Source organism: Hydrogenophaga taeniospiralis, assembly GCF_020510445.1.
Taxonomy (GTDB): domain Bacteria; phylum Pseudomonadota; class Gammaproteobacteria; order Burkholderiales; family Burkholderiaceae_C; genus Hydrogenophaga.
This window is the reverse complement of sequence record NZ_JAHBAG010000001.1, coordinates 4,077,301-4,100,198: the sequence shown is the minus strand read 5'-3', so window position 1 is coordinate 4,100,198 and position 22,898 is coordinate 4,077,301. Positions and strand designations below refer to the sequence as shown.

Annotated in this window: 21 protein-coding genes; 10 read left to right on the top strand and 11 right to left on the bottom strand. The window is 68.5% G+C overall.

Annotated features, from left to right (window positions below; genetic code table 11):
* Positions 1-5: 5 nt before the first annotated feature.
* Both KIH07_RS19685 and KIH07_RS19680 read right to left on the bottom strand, forming a co-directional pair.
* A complete protein-coding gene (locus KIH07_RS19685) occupies positions 6-1,205 on the bottom strand; it encodes an amino acid ABC transporter permease (RefSeq protein ID WP_226493574.1) in 1,200 nt (399 codons plus the stop codon).
* A gap of 110 nt (positions 1,206-1,315) precedes the next feature.
* Positions 1,316-2,344, bottom strand: coding sequence for an amino acid ABC transporter substrate-binding protein (locus tag KIH07_RS19680; protein WP_226493573.1), 1,029 nt, complete (start codon positions 2,342-2,344; stop codon positions 1,316-1,318).
* 302 nt (positions 2,345-2,646) lie between these two features.
* Here KIH07_RS19680 and KIH07_RS19675 point away from each other — a divergent pair, with 302 nt between their 5' ends.
* The gene (locus tag KIH07_RS19675; protein ID WP_226493572.1) at positions 2,647-4,395 is read left to right on the top strand and encodes a long-chain fatty acid--CoA ligase; all 1,749 of its coding nucleotides are present in this window, start codon (positions 2,647-2,649) and stop codon (positions 4,393-4,395) included.
* A 4-nt stretch (positions 4,396-4,399) separates the two neighbouring features.
* Positions 4,400-4,630 carry a hypothetical protein gene (locus KIH07_RS19670; protein ID WP_226493571.1) on the top strand — a complete coding sequence of 77 codons (231 nt, stop codon included), beginning with the start codon at positions 4,400-4,402 and terminating at the stop codon, positions 4,628-4,630.
* 49 nt (positions 4,631-4,679) lie between these two features.
* Here KIH07_RS19670 and KIH07_RS19665 read toward each other — a convergent pair whose 3' ends face one another.
* Both KIH07_RS19665 and gabT read right to left on the bottom strand, forming a co-directional pair.
* Entirely contained in the window at positions 4,680-5,831 is a 1,152-nt protein-coding gene (locus tag KIH07_RS19665) for a CaiB/BaiF CoA transferase family protein (RefSeq protein WP_226493570.1), read from the bottom strand.
* 110 nt (positions 5,832-5,941) lie between these two features.
* Entirely contained in the window at positions 5,942-7,240 is a 1,299-nt protein-coding gene (gene gabT / locus KIH07_RS19660) for a 4-aminobutyrate--2-oxoglutarate transaminase (protein WP_226493569.1), read from the bottom strand.
* 145 nt (positions 7,241-7,385) lie between these two features.
* On the opposite strand from gabT, the gene KIH07_RS19655 reads away from it, so the two are divergent.
* The 4 genes from KIH07_RS19655 (at position 7,386) to KIH07_RS19640 (ending at position 13,326) form a co-directional block, all read left to right on the top strand.
* The gene (locus KIH07_RS19655; protein WP_226493568.1) at positions 7,386-8,792 is read left to right on the top strand and encodes a PLP-dependent aminotransferase family protein; all 1,407 of its coding nucleotides are present in this window, start codon (positions 7,386-7,388) and stop codon (positions 8,790-8,792) included.
* Between the two features lie 125 nt (positions 8,793-8,917).
* Positions 8,918-11,539 carry an alanine--tRNA ligase gene (alaS, locus tag KIH07_RS19650; RefSeq protein ID WP_226493567.1) on the top strand — a complete coding sequence of 874 codons (2,622 nt, stop codon included), beginning with the start codon at positions 8,918-8,920 and terminating at the stop codon, positions 11,537-11,539.
* Positions 11,536-12,099: a TlpA family protein disulfide reductase gene (locus KIH07_RS19645; RefSeq protein WP_226493566.1), complete on the top strand. Its 564-nt coding sequence runs from the start codon at positions 11,536-11,538 to the stop codon at positions 12,097-12,099. The genes alaS and KIH07_RS19645 overlap by 4 nt, the downstream gene beginning before the upstream one ends.
* A gap of 111 nt (positions 12,100-12,210) precedes the next feature.
* On the top strand, positions 12,211-13,326 hold the full coding sequence (locus tag KIH07_RS19640; RefSeq protein ID WP_226493565.1) for a transglutaminase-like domain-containing protein: 1,116 nt from the start codon (positions 12,211-12,213) through the stop codon (positions 13,324-13,326).
* Between the two features lie 36 nt (positions 13,327-13,362).
* Here KIH07_RS19640 and KIH07_RS19635 read toward each other — a convergent pair whose 3' ends face one another.
* Positions 13,363-14,265 carry a pseudouridine synthase gene (locus KIH07_RS19635; RefSeq protein ID WP_226494766.1) on the bottom strand — a complete coding sequence of 301 codons (903 nt, stop codon included), beginning with the start codon at positions 14,263-14,265 and terminating at the stop codon, positions 13,363-13,365.
* Positions 14,266-14,401: 136 nt separating this feature from the next.
* On the opposite strand from KIH07_RS19635, the gene KIH07_RS19630 reads away from it, so the two are divergent.
* The gene (locus KIH07_RS19630) at positions 14,402-14,674 is read left to right on the top strand and encodes a hypothetical protein (RefSeq protein WP_226493564.1); all 273 of its coding nucleotides are present in this window, start codon (positions 14,402-14,404) and stop codon (positions 14,672-14,674) included.
* A 265-nt stretch (positions 14,675-14,939) separates the two neighbouring features.
* Here KIH07_RS19630 and trmB read toward each other — a convergent pair whose 3' ends face one another.
* The 6 genes from trmB to KIH07_RS19600 form a co-directional block, all read right to left on the bottom strand.
* Positions 14,940-15,707, bottom strand: a complete 768-nt coding sequence (gene trmB / locus KIH07_RS19625; protein WP_226493563.1) for a tRNA (guanosine(46)-N7)-methyltransferase TrmB — start codon at positions 15,705-15,707, stop codon at positions 14,940-14,942.
* 58 nt (positions 15,708-15,765) lie between these two features.
* A complete protein-coding gene (locus KIH07_RS19620) occupies positions 15,766-17,073 on the bottom strand; it encodes a glycosyltransferase family 2 protein (RefSeq protein WP_226493562.1) in 1,308 nt (435 codons plus the stop codon).
* On the bottom strand, positions 17,070-17,615 hold the full coding sequence (locus tag KIH07_RS19615) for a dTDP-4-dehydrorhamnose 3,5-epimerase family protein (RefSeq protein WP_226493561.1): 546 nt from the start codon (positions 17,613-17,615) through the stop codon (positions 17,070-17,072). The genes KIH07_RS19620 and KIH07_RS19615 overlap by 4 nt, the downstream gene beginning before the upstream one ends.
* 152 nt (positions 17,616-17,767) lie before the next feature.
* Positions 17,768-18,679, bottom strand: a complete 912-nt coding sequence (gene gluQRS, locus KIH07_RS19610) for a tRNA glutamyl-Q(34) synthetase GluQRS (protein WP_226493560.1) — start codon at positions 18,677-18,679, stop codon at positions 17,768-17,770.
* A 103-nt stretch (positions 18,680-18,782) separates the two neighbouring features.
* On the bottom strand, positions 18,783-19,907 hold the full coding sequence (locus KIH07_RS19605) for an NAD(P)/FAD-dependent oxidoreductase (RefSeq protein ID WP_226493559.1): 1,125 nt from the start codon (positions 19,905-19,907) through the stop codon (positions 18,783-18,785).
* 71 nt (positions 19,908-19,978) lie between these two features.
* On the bottom strand, positions 19,979-20,929 hold the full coding sequence (locus KIH07_RS19600; RefSeq protein WP_226493558.1) for a LysR family transcriptional regulator: 951 nt from the start codon (positions 20,927-20,929) through the stop codon (positions 19,979-19,981).
* Between the two features lie 148 nt (positions 20,930-21,077).
* Here KIH07_RS19600 and KIH07_RS19595 point away from each other — a divergent pair, with 148 nt between their 5' ends.
* From KIH07_RS19595 to KIH07_RS19585, 3 genes are all read left to right on the top strand, one after another.
* Positions 21,078-21,779, top strand: a complete 702-nt coding sequence (locus KIH07_RS19595) for a pirin family protein (protein ID WP_226493557.1) — start codon at positions 21,078-21,080, stop codon at positions 21,777-21,779.
* Between the two features lie 46 nt (positions 21,780-21,825).
* A complete protein-coding gene (locus KIH07_RS19590; RefSeq protein WP_226493556.1) occupies positions 21,826-22,236 on the top strand; it encodes a DoxX family protein in 411 nt (136 codons plus the stop codon).
* A gap of 86 nt (positions 22,237-22,322) precedes the next feature.
* Entirely contained in the window at positions 22,323-22,880 is a 558-nt protein-coding gene (locus KIH07_RS19585; protein ID WP_226493555.1) for a flavodoxin family protein, read from the top strand.
* Positions 22,881-22,898 lie beyond the last annotated feature (18 nt).

Sequence of the window (22,898 nt, the reverse complement as noted above, 5' to 3'; positions counted from 1 at the left end):
GTCTCCTAGCGTTCCTGGATCGCTGCACTGGCGTTGAACCAGTTCATGAGCGCTGAAGTGACGAGCGAGAGCGTGAGGTAGACCAGCATCACGATCGAGAGCGCTTCGATGGCGCGGCCGGTCTGGTTGAGCGTGGTGTTGGCGATCGAGACCAGGTCTGGGTAGCCAATGGCCACGGCGAGCGAGGAGTTCTTGGTCAGGTTCAGGTACTGGCTGGTCAGCGGCGGAATGATCACGCGCAGGGCCTGCGGCAACACCACCAGCCGCATCGCCTGGCGCTTGCCCAGGCCGAGCGAGGCGGCCGCTTCGTGCTGGCCCAGCGACACCGACGAGATGCCCGAGCGCACGATCTCGGCGATGAACGAGGCGGTGTAGAGCACCAGGCCGAGCAGCAGCGCGAGGAACTCGGGGCTGAAGGCGGCACCTTCTTCGATCTGGAAATCGCCTTTGACCGGCAGGCTCCAGCCGGTGGGCGCGCCACCGGCCAGCCAGCCCAACACGCCCAGGCCGACGATCAGCGCCAGCGACACCAGCAGCACCGGTCTTTGCTGACCCGTCAGGTCAAAGTGCTTGCTGGCCTTGCGGGCGTAGACGTAGGAACCCGCAACGCCGAGCAGCAGCCCGATGAGCGCCAACGTCTGCCCCAGTTTCCAGATCGGCCAGGGGAAGGAGAAACCGCTTTTGCTCAGGTAGAAGTGACCCACCTGCCAGGCGTCCTCGAAGCTGGGCAGGACTTCGGTGAAGACGATGTACCAGATCAGCAGTTGCAGGTAAATGGGAACGTTGCGGAAGAACTCCACGTAACCGTAGCAGATCTTGCGCAGCAGGAAGTTGGGCGAGAAGCGGCCCACGCCGAGCAGGGTGCCCAGGATCGTGGCCAGCACGATGCCGATGATGGCGACCTTGAGGGTGTTGAGCATGCCGATGGAGAACGCGGTCCAGTACGTGCTCATCACGTCGTACGGGATCATGGTTTCGCTGACGTCGAAACCGAACGGCTGACCCATGAAGTCGTAACCGCTCTGGATGCCGCGCTCGCGCATGTTGCGCAGCGTGTTGCGCACCAGCAGCCAGATCAGGGCCACCACCGATGCGATGGCGACCACCTGGTAGATGACGCTGCGGCCTTCGCGGCTGTTCCAGGACATGGAGCGCTTCTTGCGGGCGGGCAGGGGCCGCGCTTCAATCATGGGGGAATGGGACATGGACGATGTTCCAGAAGAGAAAGCTGTAAAAAAACCGGCACAAACGCCCTACGAACCAGGTTCGCAGAGCGTTTGTGCCAGCTGGGGGCCAAGTGCCTGAGAGGAACGGATCAGCGCAGCGGGGCCGCGTACATGAAACCGCCTGCGCTCCACAGGTTGTTCTTGCCGCGCGGCAGGTTGATCGGGGTCTTGGGGCCGACGTTGCGCTCGAAGCTCTCACCGTAGTTGCCCACGGCCTTGATGGAGCGGGCCAGCCATTCCTTGTCCAGGCCCAGGTGCTTGCCCAGGTCTTCGGTGGAGCCCAGCATGCGGCCGACCTGCGGGTCGGTGCTCTTCTTCATCTCTTCCACGTTGGCTTGGGTGATGCCGTATTCCTCGGCTTCGATCAGGCCGTTGAGCACCCACTTGGTGATGGCGAAGAATTCGTCGTCGCCGCGGCGGACCATCGGGCCCAGCGGCTCCTTGGAGATCAGGTCGGGCAGGATCACGTGGTCGGCCGGCACCTTGGCTTCCTTGGCGCGCACCGAGGCGAGGCCCGAGGCGTCGGTGGTGTAGGCCTGGCAACGGCCAGCGAAGTAGGCGCCGGTGGAGGCTTCCACTTTCTCGAACACCACGGGTTTGATGTTGAGCTTGTTGGCGCGGGAGAAGTCGGTCAGGTTCTTCTCGGTGGTGGTGCCGGACTGCACGCACACCGTGGCACCCTTGAGCTGCTTGGCGCTGGTGATCTTGCCCTTGTTGACCAGGAAGCCCTGGCCGTCGTAGTAGTTCACGCCCACGAAGTGCAGACCCAGCGAGGCGTCGCGGGACAGGGTGTTGGTGGTGTTGCGCGCAAGAATGTCCACCTCGCCCGACTGCAGGGCCGTGAAACGCTGCTGGGCATTCAATGGCACCCATTTGACCTTGGTGGCGTCGCCCAGCACAGCAGCGGCCACCGCCTTGCAGTAGTCCACGTCCAGGCCCGTCCAGGCCCCGTTGCTGTCGGCTTGCGAGAACCCTGCCAGACCGGTGTTCACGCCGCAGACCAGCTGGCCCCGGCTCTTGATGGCGTCCAGCGTCTTGCCAGCGTGCGCGGGCAGACTCATCAGAGTAGCGGCAGCGCCCAGGGCGGTGGCGGTCAGTTTCAGGGAATTCAATTTCATTCGGGTCACTCCATTGGCTGTTGAATGTTGATTTGTCAGGCCGGACTTGCACCAGAAATGGGCACTGCCGGTCCGCAGGGCGACTGTAGCCCCGCCCCTGCGGGCGAGTCATCGGGGTTTACGTGGGCGGTTCATGCAAAAAAGACATGACTCCATCGACGCGCGCCCCATTCACGCTCCTGGGTTTGAGCGTCAGCAGGTTCCATGCCAGTAGGTCCGGTCCCAACCGCGACAAGCCCGGGTGCCATGTTGTGCGGCAGCCCCGTATGCTTGCCGGCAAAACAGACCCAGGAGACAAGCCCATGAGTCACACCGCACCCACGGCGTCCGCATTGGCGCCCGTTGAGCCCGCGCGGGCACACCACCGCTTCTGGCCCGCGCGCCTGCCGCACCGGCTGCACCCGCCCGCCACCTCGCTGTGGCACAACCTGGCCGTGAGTGCCCTGCGTTACCCCGACAAGCCGGCGCTGGTGTTCTTCGACCAGGTGCTGAGCTACCGGCAACTGCACGATCAGGCCGAACGCCTGGCGGCCCATCTGCGGCAGCAGGGTGTGCAGGACGGCGACCGCGTGATCCTGCTGATGCAGAACTGCCCGCAGTGGGTGGTGGCGCACTTCGCCATCCTGCGGGCCAACGCGGTGGTGGTGCCGGTCAATCCCATGAACCGCGCCGAAGAGCTCAAGCACTACATCAGCGACCCGGACGCGCGCGTGGCCATCGCGGCGGCCGATCTGGCGGGTGGGCTGCTGCAGGCCAGCGCCGAATTGCCCGAGGCCGAGCGCCTGCGCCATCTGGTGGTGTCCCACTACAGCGACGCCATGGGCCCCCAGGCCGAGGTGCCGCCGGCCTGGGCCAACTGGCTCGGCACCCGCCACCCGGCGCCCACGTTGCCCGGCGGCAGCGTGAGCGACTGGGCCAGCGCCTTGGCCTGTGCGGACACTCCGCCCGCGCACAACCGCACCCCGGAGGACCTGGCTGTGTTGCCCTACACCAGTGGCACCACCGGCCTGCCCAAGGGCTGCATGCACCCGCACCGCTCGCTCATGCACAACGCGGTGGCCAGTTGCCTGTGGGGCAATGGCACGCCTGAGAACACCCAGTTGCTGGTGGTGCCGCTGTTCCACATCACCGGCATGGTCTCCGGCATGCACGCGGGGGTGTACGTTGGCGCCACCATCGTGCTCATGCCGCGCTGGGACCGCGAACTCGCCGGGCGGCTGATCTCGACCTGGCGTGTCACGCACTGGACCAACATTCCCACCATGGTGATCGACCTGCTGGCGAGCCCCAGCTTCGAGCATTACGACCTCTCCAGCCTGGTCTACATCGGCGGTGGCGGCGCGGCCATGCCCCAGGCGGTGGCGCAGCGGCTGCTCGATCGGTTCGGGCTGCGCTACGCCGAAGGCTATGGCCTGACCGAAACCGCCGCCCCCTCGCACAGCAACCCGCCCGACCACCCGAAGCAGCAGTGCCTGGGCGTGCCGTTCATGAGCACCGATGCGCGCGTGGTCGACCCCGACACGCTGCAGGAGATGCCGCCGGGGGAGGCGGGCGAGATCATCATCCACGGCCCCGAGGTGTTCGACGGTTACTGGAAACGGCCGCAGGCGACCGAGGCCGCGTTCATCACCTTCGAGGGCAAGCGCTTCTTCCGCTCGGGCGACCTGGGCCGGGTGGACGAGGACGGCTATTTCTTCATCACCGACCGCCTCAAACGCATGATCAACGCCAGCGGTTTCAAGGTCTGGCCGGCCGAGGTGGAGCTGCTGATGTACAAGCACCCGGCGATCGCCGAGGCCTGTGTGATCGCTACCCGCGACGCCTACCGTGGCGAAAGCGTGAAGGCGGTGGTGGTGCTGCGCGAGAGCGCGCGCGGCAGCACCAGCGAGCAGGACATCATCGACTGGTGCCGCGAGCACATGGCGGTCTACAAATGCCCGCGCACGGTGCAGCTGGTCGATACGCTGCCCAAGAGCGGGACCGGCAAGGTGATGTGGCGCCTGCTGCAGGAGCAGGAAGCCGCGGCGGCCACGGGGCGCGCGGCACAATGACCGCATGCCTTTTCAACCGTCTTCGCTCAAGCGCCTGTGGCAGCCACACCGTGGCCTGTTCTGGCTCATGCTGGCGTTCAACCTGCTGTCGTCCGCGCTGGTCTGGTACGTGCACCTCGCGCAGCCGGCCGAGGGCCTGCGCCTGGGCCTGGGCCTGAGTCTGCTGGCGCTGTCCAACGCCGGCCTGGGCTGGTGGATCGCCGTGCGCCTGTGGCGCGAAGGCGGCACGCGGTAGGGGGCTTCTGCCGGCGGCCGGGCGCCCGCACGGCGGCGCTGTGGCGGGCCTATCGTTCCCAGCGCGCCGGGTCGGCGCCCAGCGTGGGCGGCGGCAGATCGGCGGTGGGGCGCTGCCCGTCGAACACCATGGGGTTGGCGATCATCGGCGGGGCCGAGTCGTTGCCGGGCGTGAGCCGCAGGCCGCGCGCGGCCACGTGCGGGTGGGCCATCACCTGGGCGATGTCCAGGATCGGCGAACACGGCACACCGGCGCGGTCCAGCAGCTGCACCCAGTCGGCGGTGTCGCGCTGCAGGGTCCAGCCGGTGAGCAGCGGCACCAGCGTGGCGCGGTGCTCCACCCGCGCTGGGTTGGTGGAAAAGCGCGTGTCGCGCGAGACGGCGGGTTGCCCGGCGGCTTCGCACAGGCGGGCGAACTGGCCGTCGTTGCCCACGGCCAGCACCATGTGGCCGTCGCGCGTGGGGAACACTTGGTAGGGCACGATGTTCGGGTGCGCGTTGCCCATGCGGGTCGGCGTCTTGTTTCCGATCAGCTGGTTGGCGCCCTGGTTGGCCAGCATGGCGACCTGCACGTCGAACAGCGCGGCGTCGATGTGGCGCCCGCGCCCTGTGCGCTCGCGCTCGTGCAGCGCGGCCAGGATGGCGGTGGTGGCGTAGACCCCCGTCATCAGGTCGGTCACGGCCACGCCCACCTTCTGTGGCTCTTCCCCTTTATTCCCGGTAATGCTCATGAGCCCGGCTTCCGCCTGGATGGCGAAGTCGTAACCGGCCTTGTGCGCCAGCGGGCCGTTCTGCCCGTAGCCGGTGATCGAGCAATAGATCAGCCGCGGGTTGATGGCCTGCAGGCTGGTGGCGTCGAGCCCGTATTTGGCCAACTGGCCGACCTTGTAGTTCTCGATCAGCACGTCCGCTTCGCGCGCGAGTTCGCGCACCTGCTGGATGCCTTCGGCGCTGGCGATGTCGATCGTGACCGAGCGCTTGCCGCGGTTGGCGCAGATGAAGTAGGCGGCCACGCGGTCGGCGCCTTCGCCCCACCAGGGCGGGCCCCAGGTCCGGGTGTCGTCGCCCACGCCCGGGCGCTCCACCTTCAGGACCTCGGCGCCGTAGTCGGCCAGCAACTGGCCGGCCCAGGGGCCGGCGAGCACGCGCGAGAGGTCGAGCACACGCACGCCCGCGAGTGGGCGGGGAGGGGTGGGGCTCATTCGAGCCGACGCCGGGCCGCCCCAAGCCGGATCAGCCCCCGGCACCGGCTCGGACCGGGGCCCTTCCCGGTCTTGGGGCAGCGACCCGCGAAGCGGTGGAGCGTGGGGGCTCATCCTGCCAAAGCGGCTTCGAGCGACGCAGCGATGATCGCCAGACCCTCGTCCAGCACGGCATCGCTCGCGGTCAGCGGCACCAGGATGCGCACCACGTTGCCGTAGGTGCCGCAGGTGAGGATGATCAGGCCGCGCTTCGTGGCTTCGGCGGCGAGCGCCTTGGTCAGGTCGGCGTCGGGCTGGTGCGGGTCGCCGTTCTTGCACAGCTCCATGGCCACCATGGCGCCCAGGCCGCGCACGTCGGCGATGCACTTGTGCTTCTTCGCCAGCGTCTGCAGGCTGGCGGTGATGCGTTGGCCCACGTCGCGGCTGCGCTGCAGCAGGTCGTGTTTTTCAAACTCGTCGAGCACGGCCAGGGCCGCGGCGCAGGCCAGCGGGCTGCCGGCGTAGGTGCCGCCCAGGCCACCGGCGGCGGGCGCGTCCATCACCTCGGCGCGGCCGACCACGGCCGAGATCGGGAACCCACCGGCCATGGACTTGGCCAGGGTGATCAGGTCGGGCGCCACGCCGGTCTGCTCGCAGGCGAACCAGGTGCCGGTGCGGCCGGCGCCGGTCTGTATCTCGTCGCAGATCAGCAGGATGCCGTGCTGGTCGCACAGCGCGCGCAGGCGCTGCATCAGCTCGGGCGGTGCCACGTTGAAACCGCCTTCGCCCTGCACCGGCTCGATGATGATGGCCGCCACGCGGCGCGCTTCGATGTCGTTCTTGAAGATCTGTTCGACCGAGTCGATCGCGTCCTGAACGCTCACACCGTGCAGCGCGTTCGGGAAGCGGGCGTGGAAGATTTCGCCGGGGAAGGGGCCGAAACCGGTCTTGTACGGCGCGACCTTGCCGGTCAGGCCCAGCGTCATCATGGTGCGGCCGTGGTAGCCGCCGGTGAAGGCGATCACGCCCGAGCGGCCGGTGTGGGCGCGGGCGATCTTGATCGCGTTTTCCACCGCTTCGGCGCCGGTGGTGAGGAACAGGGTTTTCTTGGCGAAGTCACCGGGGGCCTTGGCGTTCAGGCGCTCGGCCAGTTCCACGTAGGGCTCGTAGGCCAGCACCTGGAAGCAGGTGTGGGTGTACCGGTCGAGCTGGGCCTTCACGGCCTCGATCACGGCCGGGTTGCGGTGGCCGGTGTTGAGCACGGCGATGCCGCCGGCGAAGTCGATGTAGCGGCGACCTTCCACGTCCCAGATCTCGGCGTTCTCGCCCTTGGCGATGAAGATGGCATGGCTTTGGCCCACGCCGCGCGGGATGGCGGCTTGGCGGCGGGCCATGAGCATGGCGTTGGTGGCTTGGGGTTCGCGTTGCATACAGGGCTCCAGAGGGTGAAGAGAATTCAGGCTGTCGCACACTGTAGGGGCCGCTGGCCGGCGCTAACATATACAGACACCGACCCCGGGGCGATGCACTGTATAGCCGCATCGACCGGTACACAACAACCCAAAAGCGCCGCGCATGTTCACCCTGAACCCCAAAAACACCACGCCCCTGGTGGTGCAGATCGTCGAGGGGTTTAGCGACCTGATCCAGAGCGGCAACCTGCGTCCGGGCTCCAAGGCCCCCTCCATCCGCCAGTTCGCCCACGCCCACGGCGTGAGCGTGTACACCGTGGTCGACGCCTACGACCGGCTGGTGGCGCTGGGCTATTTCGTCTCGCGCCCGCATTCGGGCTTCTTCGTGCGCAAGCGCGAGGGCGTGCCCCGCGTGGCGCCGGGTGGCGCGACCACCGAGGCCGCCAACTACAACTTCGACTCCATGTGGTACCTGCGCCGGGTGTTCGAAGCCCGTGCGCTGCGCATGAAGCCGGGCTGCGGCTGGCTGCCGGGCGACTGGCTGTTTGAAGAGGGCCTGCGGCGCAGCCTGCGCGCGCTGGCGGCCGAAAACGTGGACCTGGGTGGCTACGGCGAGCCCAAGGGCTTCGCGCCGCTGCGCCAGCTGGTGCGCGACCTGCTGGCCGAGCAGGAGATCGCCGTCAGCGCCGACCAGGTGCTGCTCACCCAGGGCTCCAGCCAGGCCATGGACCTGGTGGCGCGCCGCCTGGTGCGCCCGGGCGACGCGGTGCTGGTGGACGACCCGGGCTACCCCAATCTGCTGTTTTCGCTGCGCTTCCTGGGCGCGCGGCTGATCGGCGTGCCGCGCACGCCCAACGGCTACGACCTGGCCGCGCTCGAAGCGCTGGTGATCGAACACAAGCCCAAGGTGTTCTTCACCCAGCCCCGGCTGCAGAGCCCCACCGGCTCGGTGGCCAACCTGGCGCACCTGCATCGCGTGGTGCAGCTCGCCGAGCAGCACCAGTTCACCGTGGTGGAAAACGACATCTACGCCGACCTCGACCCCGAGCCGCGCCCCTCGCTGGCCAGCCTGGACCAGTTGCAGCGTGTCGTCTACATCAGCAGTTTTTCCAAGACCATCTCGCCCAACATCCGCGTCGGCTTCCTGGCCGCGCCGCCCGATCTGCTGGAAGACTTCGCCCAGCTCAAAATGATCTCGGGCCTGACCTCGTCCGAGTTCAGCGAGCGCCTGGCTTACGGGGCGCTGGTGGACGGGCGCTGGCGCAAGCACCTGCGCGGCCTGCGCGAGCGCCTGGCGCAGGCGCACCAGCGCGTGGCCCAGCAGCTGGAGAACCTGGGCTTCGAGCTGTTCTGCGAGCCCAAGGCCGGCATGTTCCTCTGGGCCCGTCACCCGGACATTCAGAACGCCACCGAGCTGGCCTACAAGGCGGCCGAACAGGACATCCTGCTTGGCCCTGGCCACCTGTTCGCGCCCGATCTGCAGCCCAGCCCCTGGTCCCGCTTCAACGTGGCCTTCACCGAAGAGCCGCAGGTGTTGGCTTTCCTGAAAGCCCAGGCCCGGGCGGGCTGAAAACCCCCTGAATCCGCCGGATTCGGGACAACGCGCGCCAGTTTGCGAAAATAGCCGGTTCGGTGCCGCCCGATGTGCTGGCGCACCCGCCCGATTCCGACCGATAACCACCCGCCAAGGCCACCATGACCCGTCCCGCTTCCGTCGCCGACATCCGCAAGACCTTCCTGGACTTCTTCGCCTCCAAGGGCCACACCGTGGTGGCGTCCAGCCCGCTCGTTCCCGGCAACGACCCCACGCTCATGTTCACCAACTCGGGCATGGTCCAGTTCAAGGACGTGTTCCTGGGCACCGACAAGCGCCCCTACGTGCGCGCCGCCTCGGTGCAGGCCTGCCTGCGCGCCGGCGGCAAACACAACGACCTGGAAAACGTGGGCTACACCGCGCGCCACCACACCTTCTTCGAGATGCTGGGCAACTGGTCGTTTGGCGACTACTTCAAGCGCGAGAGCCTGAAGTGGGCCTGGGAACTGCTGACCGAGGTCTACAAGCTGCCGGCCGAGCGCCTGCTGGCCACGGTGTACGAAGAGGACGACGAGGCTTACGACATCTGGACCAAGGAAATCGGCCTGCCGCCCGAGCGTGTGATCCGCATCGGTGACAACAAGGGCGGCCGCTACAAGAGCGACAACTTCTGGATGATGGCCGACACCGGCCCTTGCGGCCCCTGTTCGGAAATCTTCTACGACCACGGTGACCACATCCCCGGCGGCCCTCCCGGCAGCCCCGATGAAGACGGCGACCGCTTCATCGAGATCTGGAACAACGTGTTCATGCAGTTCAACATGGACGAGACCGGCGCCGTCACGCCGCTGCCCGCGCCCTGCGTGGACACCGGCATGGGCCTGGAGCGCCTGGCCGCGATCCTGCAGCACGTGCACAGCAACTACGAGATCGACATCTTCGACGCGCTGATCAAGGCCGCCGGCCGCGAGACCGGCACGGCCGACCTCACGAACCCTTCGCTCAAGGTGATCGCCGACCACATCCGCGCCACGGCCTTCCTGATCAGCGACGGCGTGATCCCCAGCAATGAAGGCCGCGGTTACGTGCAGCGCCGCATCGTGCGCCGCGCCATCCGCCACGGCTACAAGCTGGGCCAGAAGACCCCGTTCTTCCACAAGCTGGTGCCCGATCTGGTGAAGATGATGGGCGAGGCCTACCCCAACATGGCCTCGCAAGCCCAGCGCATCACCGAGGTGCTCAAGGCCGAGGAAGAGCGCTTCTATGAAACGCTGGCCAACGGCATGGAAATCCTCGACGCCGCGCTGGCCGATGGCGCGAAGGTGCTGCCGGGCGACGTGGCCTTCAAGCTGCACGACACCTATGGTTTCCCGCTCGACCTGTCGGGCGACGTCTGCCGCGAGCGTGGTCTGACGGTGGACGAGGCCGGGTTCCACGCCGCCATGGAAGCGCAGAAAGCCAAGGGCCGCGCGGCCGGCAAGTTCAAGATGGACAAGGCGTTGGAGTACACCGGCGCCGGCAACAGCTTCGTCGGTTACGAACAGCTCGAAGCACCCGCCAAGGTGGTGGCGCTGTACCTGGAAGGCACGGCCGTGGCCGAGCTCAAGGCGGGGCAGCAGGGTGTCGTGGTGCTGGACACCACGCCCTTCTACGCCGAGAGCGGCGGCCAGGTGGGTGACGAAGGTCTCATCACCAGCGGTTCGGCCAAGTTCGCGGTGGGTGACACGCAGAAGATCAAGGCCGACGTGTTCGGCCACCACGGCGCGATGGAGCAGGGCACGCTCGCCGTGGGCGACACCGTGACCGCCTGCGTGAACACCGCCTTGCGCGCCGCCACCGTGTGCAACCACAGCGCCACGCACCTGATGCACAAGGCCCTGCGCGAGGTGCTGGGCAGCCACGTGCAGCAGAAGGGCTCGCTGGTGAACGCCGAGCGCACCCGCTTCGACTTCGCGCACAACGCGCCCGTGACGGACGCGCAGATCCGCCAGATCGAGGCCATCGTCAACGCCGAGGTGCTGGCCAACGCGGCGGCCAAGGCGGAGCTGATGGACATCGAGGCAGCCCAGAAGACCGGCGCGATGATGCTGTTCGGCGAGAAGTACGGGGAGATTGTGCGCGTGCTGAGCATCGGCTCGACGCAGGAGCTGTGCGGCGGTACCCATGTGCAGCGCACCGGTGACATCGGCCTGTTCAAGGTGGTGGGCGAGAGCGGCGTGGCCGCGGGCGTGCGCCGCATCGAGGCGGTGACCGGCGCCAACGCGCTGGCCTACCTGCAGTCGCTGGAAGACACCGTGGCCCAGGCGGCCGGCGCGCTGAAGGCGCCCGCCGCCGAGCTGACCGGCCGCATCGGCCAGACGCTGGAACAGGTCAAGGCGCTGGAAAAAGAAGTCGCCGCCCTCAAAGGCAAGCTGGCCTCCAGCCAGGGCGACGAACTCATGGCCCAGGCCGTGGACGTGAAGGGCCTCAAGGTGCTGGCCGCCGTGCTCAACGGCGCCGACGCCAAGACCCTGCGCGACACCATGGACAAGCTGAAAGACAAGCTCAAGACCGCCGCCATCGTGCTGGCCGCCGTGGACGGCGGCAAGGTGCAACTGGCCGCCGGTGTCACGGCCGACAGCGTGGGCAAGGTGAAAGCCGGCGAGCTGGTGAACTTCGTCGCCCAGCAGGTGGGCGGCAAGGGCGGCGGCAAGCCCGACATGGCCATGGCCGGCGGCACGGACGCCAGCGGTCTGCCCAAGGCCCTGGCTTCGGTGCAGGGCTGGGTGGCCGAACGCCTGTGAGACACGGCCTGACACGGCGCGGCCTGCTCGGCGCTTCGCTGGGCCTGTGGGCCGGCGCGCTGCCGGCCACCGCGCTGCACGCGGCCGACACCGCCACTGGCCAGCGCCCGGGCTACCAGCTCAGCGACTGGCCCGCGCAGCGGCCCACGCCGGCGCTGGACGCGCAGAACCTGCAGGGCGAGCGCGTGCGCCTGGCGGACTTCCAGGGCCGCGTGGTGCTGCTCAATTTCTGGGCCACCTGGTGCCCGCCCTGCCGCGCGGAAATGCCCACCTTGCAGGCCGTGCCCGAGTGGCTGGGGGAAGACAAGGTGGTGGTGCTGGCGCTCAACCACCGGGAGGCCGGCCGCACCGCACGCCGCTTCCTCGCGGCCAGCGGCCTGACGCTGCCCGTGCTGCTGGACCCGCAGGGCGATATCACCCAGGCCTGGGGCGTGCGCGCCTTTCCCACCACGGTGCTGATCGACGCCAATGGCCGGGCGCGCCAGGTGGTGCAGGGCGAGGTGGACTGGAGCAGCCCGACCGCCCTGGGGTGGGTGGAGCGCCTGCTCGCACAACGCTGATCGGTACGGGATAATCCGTCCTCCCCCGGTCGGCCACCGACCGGCCTTCCTGGCTCTGCGTGGCACCCTGTGTGTGCGACTCGGCCTTTTGATCATTCCGGAGCTCCTTTCATGACCCCCGATCGCCGCCATTTCCTGCGCTGCGCCGCTTCGTCCGTGGCCGCCAGCGTGCCCTTGTTTCACAGCGCTGGCGCGTTCGCGCAGGCCGCCGCCCAGCCGGCGTTCAACCCCCAGCCGAGCGGCTGGCGCACCTTCGATGTGACGACCCGCGTGGACATCCTCGATGCCGAAGGGCAGACCCAGGCCTGGCTGCCGGTGCCCTCCATCGAGAGCGACTGGCAGCGCGGCCTGACGCACGACTTCAGCACCAACGGCCAGGGCCGGCTGGTGGAAGACGGCCGCTACGGCGCCCGCATGCTGCACGTGGAATTCGCGGCCGGCGAAAAAGCGCCCTTCGTCGAGATCACCAGCCGCGTGCAGACCCGCAACCGCGGGATCGACTGGGTGCAGAAAGGCGTGACCGAAGACCCGGCCACGCTGCGCTTCTGGACCCAGCCGACCAAGCTGCTGCCCACCGATGGCATCGTGCGCGAAACGGCGCAAAAAGCCATCCGCGGCACCCGCACCGACGTGCAGAAGGCCCAGGCCATCTACGACTGGGTGGTCACCAACACCTACCGCGAGCCCACCACCCGCGGCTGCGGCCCGGGCGACATCAAGGCCCTGCTGGAGACCGGCAACCTGGGCGGCAAATGCGCCGATCTCAACGCCTTGTTCGTGGGGCTGTGCCGCGCCGCGGGTGTGCCGGCGCGCGACGTCTACGGCGTGCGTCTGGCCCCGTCGGCCTTTGGTTACAAGCAGCTGGGCGCCGGCTCGGCCAGCCTCAAGGGTGCGCAGCACTGCCGCGCCGAGGTGTTCCTGACCGGTCTGGGCTGGGTGGCCATGGACCCGGCCGACGTGACCAAGGTGATGCGCCACGAGGCACCCGAGTGGATCAAGACCGCGCAACACCCGCTGGTGTCGCCGGTGAACAAGGCCCTGTTCGGTAGCTGGGAAGGCAACTGGATGGGCTGGAACATGGCGCACGACCTCACGCTGCCGGGTGCCCAGGGGCCGGAGCTGGGCTTCTTCATGTACCCGGCGGCAGAAACCGGTGGCGAGCGGCTCGACTCCTACGCGCCCGACGATTTCAAGTACCAGATCTCGGCGCGCGAAATCCAGGCCTGATCGCTCCCGGCAACCACCCGCGGGTGTTGGACCGGCCTATTCGGGCCAGTCCAGCGCCCGCTGGCTTTGGAAGTGGCGGTGTTCGCCGGTCACCGGATCGTTGAAGGCCAGGGTCTGCGCCAGCAGGCGCAGCGGTTCGGCGAAATCTTCGGCTTCATTCGGCCCGCGCAGCACGCTCGGGTAGAACTGGTCCCCCGCGATGGGCCGACCCAGCGCGTTCATGTGCACCCGCAGCTGGTGGCGCTTGCCCGTCACCGGCTCCAGCGCATAGCGCGCCCAGTCGCCACGGCGCTCGCGCAGCGTGATGCGCGTTTCGCTGTTGGCCTCGCCCTCGGCCTCGCACATCCGGAAAAACGCGCCGTCTTCTTCCACGATGCGGCTGCGGCGCACCAGCGGGAAGGCCAGGTCGTCGCGGCAGGGCGCGATGGCTTCGTAGACCTTGTGCACCGCGCGCTCGCGAAACAGCGCCTGGTAGGCCGCGCGGTCCTGTGGCCGCACCGCGAAGGCCACCAGCCCGGCGGTTTCGCGGTCGATGCGGTGGATCGGGCTCAGGTCTTCCAGGCCCAGCCGGCGCTTGAGCCGTACCAGCAGGCTCTGCTGCACATAGCGCCCACCCGGCGTCACGGGCAGAAAGTGCGGTTTGTCGGCCACCACCAGATGGGCGTCCTGGAACACCAGGCCTTCTTCGAACGGCACAGCCGGCTCGCCGGGCAGGGCGCGGTAGTAATACAGGCGGGTGCCGCCCCGGTAGGGCGCTTCGGGCGCCAGGGGCCGGCCGCTGTCGTCCAGCACCTCGCCGTTGGCCAGCCGCTCGGCCCAGGCGCCGCGGTCCACCGCGGGCAGGCGCTCGGCCAGAAAGTCGATCACGCCGGGCCAGCGCGCATCACCGGCCTTGAGCGCCGGCAGCGCCACGCAACTGGGCGAGACGCCATCGCGCATGGGGATCAAGGGGTTCTTCGACGGACGGGCCACGGGGTTGAAAGGGGACAAGCAAATGCGGTTATTCTCTGCGCCTTCGGGGGTTGCCGGCGCCGCTCTGGCGCATGGGCCCCGTTCACAGGAATCCGCTTTGACCATGTACCACGCTGCCCCACCGCGCCCGGATCACGCCGTACGCGAGTGCACACCGCGCGCGCGCCTGCTGCGCCTGGCGGTCGCGCTGGGCCTGTCGACCCTGCTGCTGGGGGGCTGTGCCGTGGTCGCTGTGGTTGACGTGGCTGCGTCGGCGGTGGTGGGTGTGGCCGGCCTGGCGGTGGACGCGGCAGTCGGCACGGCGCGCATCGGCGGCAAGATCATCGGCGCTGGCGCCGATGCGGCGCTGGACCCGGACGAACCCGAAGACGAGTGAGGCCGGGCACGCTGGCGGCTCGCGCGGGGTGGCGTGCCGTTTCTTCTCAGTTCACCACGCCGGAGCGTGGCTCGCGACGCATGAAGCGGTGCAGCCCAGGGCACCGCCGGGCCGGCTTTGCCGGACGGCCAGTGCGCCTTGCAGGCCGCAGCCTCGCCAGAGGCGAGGCTTCTTCGGGCCGTCCAAGCCTGCGCAGGCAGGCTCGGAGCCGCGGCCCTCAGCCCCCTTGAGGGGGTCGCGCGAAGCGCGGCAGGGGTGGTTCATCCTACATGCGTTGGAACACCAGATCCCACACGCCGTGGCCGAGCTTGAGGCCGCGGTTCTCGAACTTGGTGAGGGGCCGGTAGTCCGGCTTGGGCACATAGCCGTCGCTGCCCGGCGCAGCGGTGTTCTTCAGCAGCGGCTCGGCGCTCAGCACCTCCAGCATCTGCTGGGCATAGGGTTCCCAGTCGGTCGCCAGGTGCAGGTAACCGCCCGGTTTGAGGTGCCGCGCCAGCCGGTTCACGAACGGGGTCTGGATCAGGCGGCGCTTGTGGTGCCGGGTCTTGTGCCAGGGGTCGGGGAAGAAGATGTGCACGCCGTCCAGACTGGCCTCGGGCAGCATGTGGTCGAGCACCTCGACCGCGTCGTGGCGGAAGATGCGGATGTTCTCCAGCCCTTGTTCGCCCACGAGCTTGAGCAGCGCGCCCACGCCGGGTTCGTGCACTTCGCAGCAGAGGAAGTTGTCGCCCGGGCGCACGCTGGCGATGTGGGCCGTGGCGCCGCCCATGCCGAAGCCGATCTCCATGATCAGCGGCGCCTGGCGGCCAAACGCCGCGTTCACGTTCAGTGTCTGGCTGGCGTCGTAGTGGAGCAGGAAGCGTGGGCCGAACTGCTCGTAGGCGCGGGCCTGGCCCGGGCCGGTGCGTCCGGCGCGCAGCACATAGCTCTTGATGACGCGCATGTAGGGCATGCCCTCGGGCTTGGGGTGCTCGGGCTGGGCGGGCGCGTCGTTGCCGGGTTCGGCGGGAGAGGTCGGGGGGGAGGATGTCATGGCACGGCGGAAACAGGGTGCCAGATTGTAGGTGGCGGGGTGGCGTGGATCGCCACCGTCAGGCGGGTTCGACCTCGATCCAGCCGATGGCCAGGCCGAGCCAGCGCCGGTCGTTGTTCATGTCCAGATCGATCGGGCGGTGGGTGGCGGGCACCGAGAGGGTGAGCAGCAGGGGAGCCCGTTCCCCGTCGGGCAGTTGGTCCGGGGCGATGTGCGCGGTCCAGAGAAAACCACCCGCTTCGGCGGGCCGGTGGTCGGCCTCCACCGTGCGGCCGTTCACGCTCAGGCGCGACGCGGCCAGCAGGCCGGCCTGGATCTCGTGGATCACCTGGAGCGTGAGCTTCAATGGCCGGTCGACGCGCACGGGCAGCACCCGTGCCGAGTGGCACGCGGGGCCGCTCCAGCGAAAGGCCGAACCGTTGCCGTCCTGTTCGAGCGAATGCCACTCGTAGCCGGCGTTCTCGTTGACGCACGGAAACCGGACCGGCCGATCGACCGGCCGGCAGTGGCTGGCGTCGCCCCAGTGGTGCGAGCCCTTGAAGGTCTGGTTCAGGACCGCGCCCGCGCTGGCCTTGTCGCTGGTGCTCATGGGGGTCTCGACCCGCAGCAGCCGGTCTTCGCTGGCCGCGCGCAGGGCGGTGGTCAGTTCCCGCCGCAGATGGGCCTGGCTGTCCTCGCGCAGTGCCGCGAGGCAGGCACTTTGTTCACCGACGTCGCGGCGCCGGTAGGCGTTCCTGCGCCAGGCCGCGTTGAACTTGAACACGGAGAGCTGGCCCGTCATGGCGAAGACGGCGCCGGCTTCGTGGCAGCGCACGATGAACTCGTAGTCCACCGCGACCCGCGCCTCGTCGGGCCCCACCCAGCCGCCGACATCCCGCGCGATCTGCCGCGTGTGCAGCAGGGACGAGGGCGGGAAAAAATGCCGGGGTGTGAAGCGATCGTTCGGAAAGAAACCGGTCACGGCGCGCAGACCCGAGCTTGGGGGGCCGTAGAGCAGGCAGGCGGCCGCCACCACGTCGGCCCCGGTGCGCTCGAAGGTGTCGCGGGCCGCCCGCAGATGGCCCGGCGCCCAGAGGTCGTCGTGGCCGAGGTAGGCGATGTAGCGGCCCCGGGCCATGGCCAGGCCGGTGTTGTTGGGGCCCCATTGGCTGCCGCAGTTGTGTTCGAGGTTGACCCAGACCAGACGGCTGTCGCCCAAGGACCGCACCACCGCTTCGCTGTCGTCGCTGCAGTGGTCGCCGATCACCAGCAGCTCGAAGTCGCGCTCGGTCTGCTCCAGCACCGAAGCCAGCGCCAGGCGCAGCGCCGCGCTCCAGTTGTAGGTGGCGACGATGACGCTGAAGGTGGGCGCCGGCGCCAGGTTCACCAGCCGTGTCCTTTGTCGAAGCTGTAGGGCACGCTCTCCGGCGCCACGCGGTATTTGTCGGGGTTCTCGTGGTTGTAGGGTTCGGTCGGCATGTTGACGAAAACCGCATCGACCAGGCCGATGTTCTGCACGGCGTGCACCACGTACGGCGGGATCAGCAGCAGGCCGCGGTTGCGTTCGGTCAGGTAGATCTCGTTGATCAGGCCGTGGGTGGGCGAGTCGGGGCGCGTGTCCCACAGCACGTATTTGACGAACCCGGAGAGGGAAAACATGCGGTCGGACTGGATCTTGTGATAGACCCAGCCCTTGACCTTGCCGGGGCGGATCATGGACGCGTACACATGGTGCAAGGGGGCCGGGTGGAAGCCCCAGGCCCGGCTCATCATCTCCACGATCTCTCCCCGTTCGTCCTCGTGGGTGATGGCGGGGCGCACCACCACGTCGGCGATCAGGCGCTGCTTGCGCTCGCCCGAGGCCGTGACGGTCGAGACGTCTTTGGTGGCCAGGATCGGGTCCGTGGCTGTGGTGGGGGTCTTGCTCATTCAGGGGCTCCAGTCGCACACGGGGTGTGACGGCCCCGCTGGCCGCGCACTTCGGGCCAGTTTAGGGCCTGTTCACACTATTTTTCCAAGATGCGTTGCGGATCACAAAATGGCCATGCTCAAGGCGTTGTGCTCCGCTGAGCCCTTTGTCTTCACGCGCCTGCGGAGCCAGCGCCGACCGTCCATGCCCCGACCCAGGACGCCAGCGCCTGGCCCACGCTGCCGCCCGAACCGGGCAGGCCCAGGTGCGCGGCCGCCCGGTTCAGCGCCGCCACCGGATCGTTCAGATCCAGGGCCTGGGCACCGTTCTGTTTGCTGAGTTTTTCACCGTTGGTGCCCAGCACCAGGGGCGTGTGCAGGTAGCCCGGCGTGGGCAGACCCAGCGCGCGCTGCAGCAGGATCTGGCGCGCGGTGTTGTCGCAGAGGTCTTCACCGCGCACCACCTGGGTGATGCCCTGCGCGGCGTCGTCCACCACCACGGCGAGCTGGTAGGCCCAGAGGCCGTCGGCGCGTTTCAGGATGAAGTCGCCCACGTCGGCGGCGACGTTCTGCGTCTGGGGGCCCAGGCGGCGGTCGGTCCAGGCCACGTCGCCGGCGCTGGCGTCCAGCCAGAAGCGCCAGGCGCGCGCCGTCTTGCCCTGCAGGCCGCCGTGTTCGGGGCGGCAGGTGCCGGGGTAGACCGCGGCGTGGTGGCGCTCGCGGACCCGTCCCCGGGCCCGCAGGGCGGCTTCGATGTCTTTGCGCGAACAGCCGCAGGGGTAGGCCCGGCCGCTGGCGATGAGCGCGTCCAGCGCCTGATGGTAGAGCGCACCGCGCTGCGACTGCCACACCACGGGTTTGTCGCTCACCAGACCACAGGCGGCGAGCTGTTGCAGGATGAACCGGTCGGCGCCGGGCACGCAGCGCGGGGTGTCCACGTCCTCGATGCGCACGATCCACACGCCGCCATGGGCGCGGGCATCGAGCCAACTGGCCAGCGCCGCGACGAGCGAGCCCGCATGCAGCGGGCCGGTGGGGGAGGGCGCGAAGCGCCCGCGGTAGGACGAAGCAACCGACAAAGCCATGTGCTCGGAGCGCGTGTCTGTGCCAGCACACACCGCGGGACTGGCTTCGCCGGACCGCTGGTTTGGTCCCCCCGGGGGGAAGCCGCGCAGCGGCGCAGGGGGGTCAAATCATTGCGAGCGCGAGTTCCAGTCCGGAGACGAATGCGTCTTCCACCCGGTGGCCCAGGCACCAGTCGCCGCACAGGCCGATGCCCAGCGCCTTGTCGTAGGCGTAGGGCTTGCCCAGCGGCACCTGGGTTTGCGCGAAGCGCCAGCGGTGCGCCTCGGCGTGGGTCGGGGTGGCGCGGATGCCGGTGATCTCGGCAAAGCCCTTGAGCAGCTTGGCCTTGACGCGCTCTTCGTCGTCTTCCAGGTGCTTGGACGACCAGGTGGGGCTGGCCTGGATGGTCCAGCGTTCGATGGGCTCGCGCCGCGGCTTGCTGCTCTCGCGGGCAAGCCAGCTGATGCGGTGGTGGGTGCTGCGCGCGGCGTTCCACTGGGGGCCGAGGTGGGGCAGGCCGGGCTGCATGGCGTTGGGGTAGGCCACCATCAGCGTCCAGCAGGGCGCCACCTGCACACCGGCCAGGCTCTGGCGCAGGGTGGGGGCGTGGCCCGAGACCAGCAGCAGGTCGTGGGCCTGCGGGTGCGGCATGGCCAGCACGATCTGGTCAAAGCCGCCGAGCACGTTCTGACCGCCGTCGCTGTCTTCGGCGCGCAGTTGCCACTGCTCGGGGTTCAGCACATCGCGTTCAATGTGGGTGACGCGGGTTCCGGTGAAGGTGCGGGCGGTGAGGTTGCCGTGCAGTTCGGGGTGCACCAGGGGTTGCGCCCAGTGCTCGACCAGGGCGCTCATGCCGGGCGCCGCCACGAAATGGGGCTCGGTGGGCGGCGGGGCGCTGGCCAGCACGTGGCCAAACGCGTCGAGCACGCGCACGGTGTTGGCGCTCCAGGGGCGCACCACGTCCTGTGCCGGGAGCAAGGCGGTGGCGAAGCGCTTGTCGCGCACCGTGAAATATTGGGTGCCGTGGTCAAAACCACCGAACTCGGTGCGCCGCGTGGCCATGCGCCCGCCCAGGTTGCGGCTCTTTTCGAACAGCGTGACGCGGTGCCCGGCTTGCAGCAGGGTGCGCGCGCAGGCCACGCCCGCCATGCCCGCGCCCACCACGGCGATGTGGCGGGGTGCCTTGGGCGCGGGTGCGGCCGCAGCGGTGGAGGAGGCTTTGGAGCGTCTGGTCTTGTTGTTGTTCATGGCTCGTGTGCGGTGGTTGGATGGGATGCCTGACTTTATCAGTCCTGCCGCTGCCGGCTGCCCCGTCTGGATCAAGTGAGGTGGTGGTTTTCCAGCAGGGCGGCGCGGGTGGTCGGGTGCTGCAACTGGTCCAGCCACCAGCGCAGGGCCTGGCCGGTATCGGCCGCTGAACGCGGGCGGCGCCAGGCGTAGGCCAGGCGGATCGTGTGGAGGGGCCGTTGCGCCATGGCCTTGACCACCAGCAGCCCGGCGGTGATGTAGGGCTGCGCCAGCGGCTGGGGCAGGAAGCCGCAGCCCATGCCGCGCAGCTGCGCCTCCAGCTTGTGCCGCATGGTCGGCACGGTGAGCACCTCCTGGCCGGGCAGCAGGTTGTAGGTCTGGCCCGCGCCGCGCACGGTGCTGTCGGCCACGGCCACCGCGCGGTGGTGGCGCAGGTCGTCGTCACACAGCGGGTGCTCCACGGCGGCCAGCGGGTGGTGCGGCGCCACGGCGTAGACGAAGCGCAACGGGCCCAGTGGCGCGGTCTGGATCTCGGGCAGCGAGATTTCGGCAAACACCCCCAGTGCCAGATCGGCCTGGCCGCTTTGCAGGGCTTCCATGGTGCCCGAGAGCGTTTCGGCGCGCAGCTTCAGCCGCGTGGGCGCGCCGGTGGCGTAGAAGGCCTCGCACAGTTCGAACTGCGTGGCGTGGGAAATGATGGCGTCGGCGGCGATGGTGAGCTGTGGTTCCCAGCCGGTGGCCACACGCTTGACCCGCTGGGCCACCGCGTCGAGCTCATCGAGCAGGTACTGGCCGGCGCGCAGCAGTTCGGCCCCGGCGGGGGTGAGCTGGGCACGCCGCGCGCTGCGGTCGAACAACAACACGTCCAGCGCGTCCTCGATCTGGCGCACGCGGTAGGTGAGGGCGCTGGGCACCATGCCGAGTTCGCGCGCGGCCGCGGCCATGCTGCCCAGCCGCGCCACGGCTTCGAGCAGGCCCAGGTTCTCGGGCGAAAGGGCGGAACGCGGGGTCGGGCTGGCCATGGCTTTTTGGGGGTCAATGGTTCAATTGGTTTGAATGATGCCATCAAAACCATGCAAACCGCACGGGGGGTCGAGCGCCCACAATCCATCCATGCCAGCCCACCACCTCGAGGTGGCCGCTGGTTCACCCAGATGAAAGGACGACACCATGATGCAGATTCGACGCTCGCAGGAACGTGGTCAGGCCGATCACGGCTGGCTCAAGAGCCACCACTCGTTTTCGTTCGCGGGCTACTACGACCCGGCCTGGATGGGCTGGGGCAACCTGCGCGTGATCAACGAAGACCGCATCGCCCCGGGCACCGGCTTCGGCACGCACGGCCACCGCGACATGGAAATCATCAGCTACGTGCTCGAAGGCAGCCTGGCCCACAAAGACAGCAAGGGCAACGTCAAGGCCATCCCGCCGGGTGAGGTGCAGCGCATGAGCGCGGGCCGCGGCGTGATGCACAGCGAGTTCAACCACGCGCCCAACCGCACCACGCATTTCCTGCAGATCTGGATCGAGCCAAACGTGACGGGCATCGAGCCCGGCTACGAGCAGAAGCGTTTTGCGGATGAGGAAAAGCGTGGCCAACTGCGCCTGGTGGCCTCCGGCGATGGCGCCCAGGGCTCCGTCACCATCCACGCCGACGCGGCCATGTACGCCGGCTTGTTCGATGGCGACGAGGCGGCGGAACTTTCGCTCAATCCCGCGCGCAAAGCCTATGTGCACCTGGTGCGCGGCGCACTGGAGGTGAACGGCCAGCGTCTGCAGGGCGGCGACGCCGCGGTGCTGGCTGGCGACAGCCTTCTCTCGCTGGCCCATGGCGAAGACGCCGAGGTGCTGGTGTTCGATCTCGCGTCCTGACATCCCGTCCCGTTCTTTTTCAACTTTTTACCTGAGGAGTGCTTCCATGCTGTCATCCCTGCAAAACCCCCTGGCCCTGATCGGCCGCATCCTGCTGGCCGTGTTGTTTGTGCCGGCCGGCTTCGGCAAGATCGCCGGCTTCACCGGCACCGTGGGGTACGCCGCCTCCATGGGCATGCCAATGCCGACGGTGGGCGTGGCCGCCGCACTGGTGATCGAGTTGCTGGGCGGCCTGGCGCTGCTGATCGGACTGGGCACCCGATGGGCGGCCCTGGCCCTGGCGGTGTTCACGCTGGTGGCGAGCTTCTTCTTCCACGCTTACTGGTCCCTGCCGGCCGAGCAGCAGATGATGCAGCAGCTGATGTTCTTCAAGAACGTCGCCATCACCGGCGGCTTGCTCGCCTTCGTGGCCTTCGGTGCCGGTGCGTTCAGCCTGGACGCCCGCCGCAAGGGCTGAAAGGCCGGGAGCCGTCACCGTTTCGCAGTTTTCTCCAACCCGCGCGGCATGCTCAACATGCCGCGCATTCCTTCAGGAGGCTTCAGATGTCCAAAGTTGTCGTGGTTTACCACTCGGGCTATGGCCACACCCAGCGCATGGCGCAAGCGGTGGCCGAAGGCGCCAACGCCGAACTCATCGCGATCGACGCCGACGGCAATCTGCCCGAGGGCGGCTGGGAAACGCTGGCCGCGGCCGATGCGATCATCATGGGTTCGCCCACCTACATGGGCAGCGTGAGCTGGCAGTTCAAGAAATTCGCCGACGCCTCCAGCAAGCCCTGGTTTTCCCAGCAATGGAAAGACAAGATCGCGGCCGGTTTCACCAACAGCGCGGGCATGAACGGCGACAAGCTGTCCACGCTGCACTACCTGTTCACCCTGGCCATGCAGCACGGCATGATCTGGGTGAGCCAGGGCCTCATGCCCAGCAACACCAAGGCCGCCCAGCGCAACGACGTGAATTACCTGGTGTCGTACAGCGGCGCGATCGCACAAAGCCCCTCCGACGCGAGCGCCAACGAGATGCTGCCCGGTGACCTGGAGACCGCGCGCCTGTTTGGCCAGCGCGTGGCGGCCACCGCAGCCAGGTTCGTGAAGGCCTGAGGCAACCGGAGCCGTCGT

Coding starts and splice junctions, on each gene's coding strand:
- KIH07_RS19685 (WP_226493574.1), bottom strand. CDS start 1,205: ATGTCCCATTCCCCCATGATTGAAGCGCGGCCCCTGCCCGCCCGCAAG.
- KIH07_RS19680 (WP_226493573.1), bottom strand. CDS start 2,344: ATGAAATTGAATTCCCTGAAACTGACCGCCACCGCCCTGGGCGCTGCC.
- KIH07_RS19675 (WP_226493572.1), top strand. CDS start 2,647: ATGAGTCACACCGCACCCACGGCGTCCGCATTGGCGCCCGTTGAGCCC.
- KIH07_RS19670 (WP_226493571.1), top strand. CDS start 4,400: ATGCCTTTTCAACCGTCTTCGCTCAAGCGCCTGTGGCAGCCACACCGT.
- KIH07_RS19665 (WP_226493570.1), bottom strand. CDS start 5,831: ATGAGCCCCACCCCTCCCCGCCCACTCGCGGGCGTGCGTGTGCTCGAC.
- gabT (WP_226493569.1), bottom strand. CDS start 7,240: ATGCAACGCGAACCCCAAGCCACCAACGCCATGCTCATGGCCCGCCGC.
- KIH07_RS19655 (WP_226493568.1), top strand. CDS start 7,386: ATGTTCACCCTGAACCCCAAAAACACCACGCCCCTGGTGGTGCAGATC.
- alaS (WP_226493567.1), top strand. CDS start 8,918: ATGACCCGTCCCGCTTCCGTCGCCGACATCCGCAAGACCTTCCTGGAC.
- KIH07_RS19640 (WP_226493565.1), top strand. CDS start 12,211: ATGACCCCCGATCGCCGCCATTTCCTGCGCTGCGCCGCTTCGTCCGTG.
- KIH07_RS19635 (WP_226494766.1), bottom strand. CDS start 14,265: ATGCGCGATGGCGTCTCGCCCAGTTGCGTGGCGCTGCCGGCGCTCAAG.
- KIH07_RS19630 (WP_226493564.1), top strand. CDS start 14,402: ATGTACCACGCTGCCCCACCGCGCCCGGATCACGCCGTACGCGAGTGC.
- trmB (WP_226493563.1), bottom strand. CDS start 15,707: ATGACATCCTCCCCCCCGACCTCTCCCGCCGAACCCGGCAACGACGCG.
- KIH07_RS19615 (WP_226493561.1), bottom strand. CDS start 17,615: ATGAGCAAGACCCCCACCACAGCCACGGACCCGATCCTGGCCACCAAA.
- gluQRS (WP_226493560.1), bottom strand. CDS start 18,679: ATGGCTTTGTCGGTTGCTTCGTCCTACCGCGGGCGCTTCGCGCCCTCC.
- KIH07_RS19605 (WP_226493559.1), bottom strand. CDS start 19,907: ATGAACAACAACAAGACCAGACGCTCCAAAGCCTCCTCCACCGCTGCG.
- KIH07_RS19600 (WP_226493558.1), bottom strand. CDS start 20,929: ATGGCCAGCCCGACCCCGCGTTCCGCCCTTTCGCCCGAGAACCTGGGC.
- KIH07_RS19595 (WP_226493557.1), top strand. CDS start 21,078: ATGATGCAGATTCGACGCTCGCAGGAACGTGGTCAGGCCGATCACGGC.
- KIH07_RS19590 (WP_226493556.1), top strand. CDS start 21,826: ATGCTGTCATCCCTGCAAAACCCCCTGGCCCTGATCGGCCGCATCCTG.
- KIH07_RS19585 (WP_226493555.1), top strand. CDS start 22,323: ATGTCCAAAGTTGTCGTGGTTTACCACTCGGGCTATGGCCACACCCAG.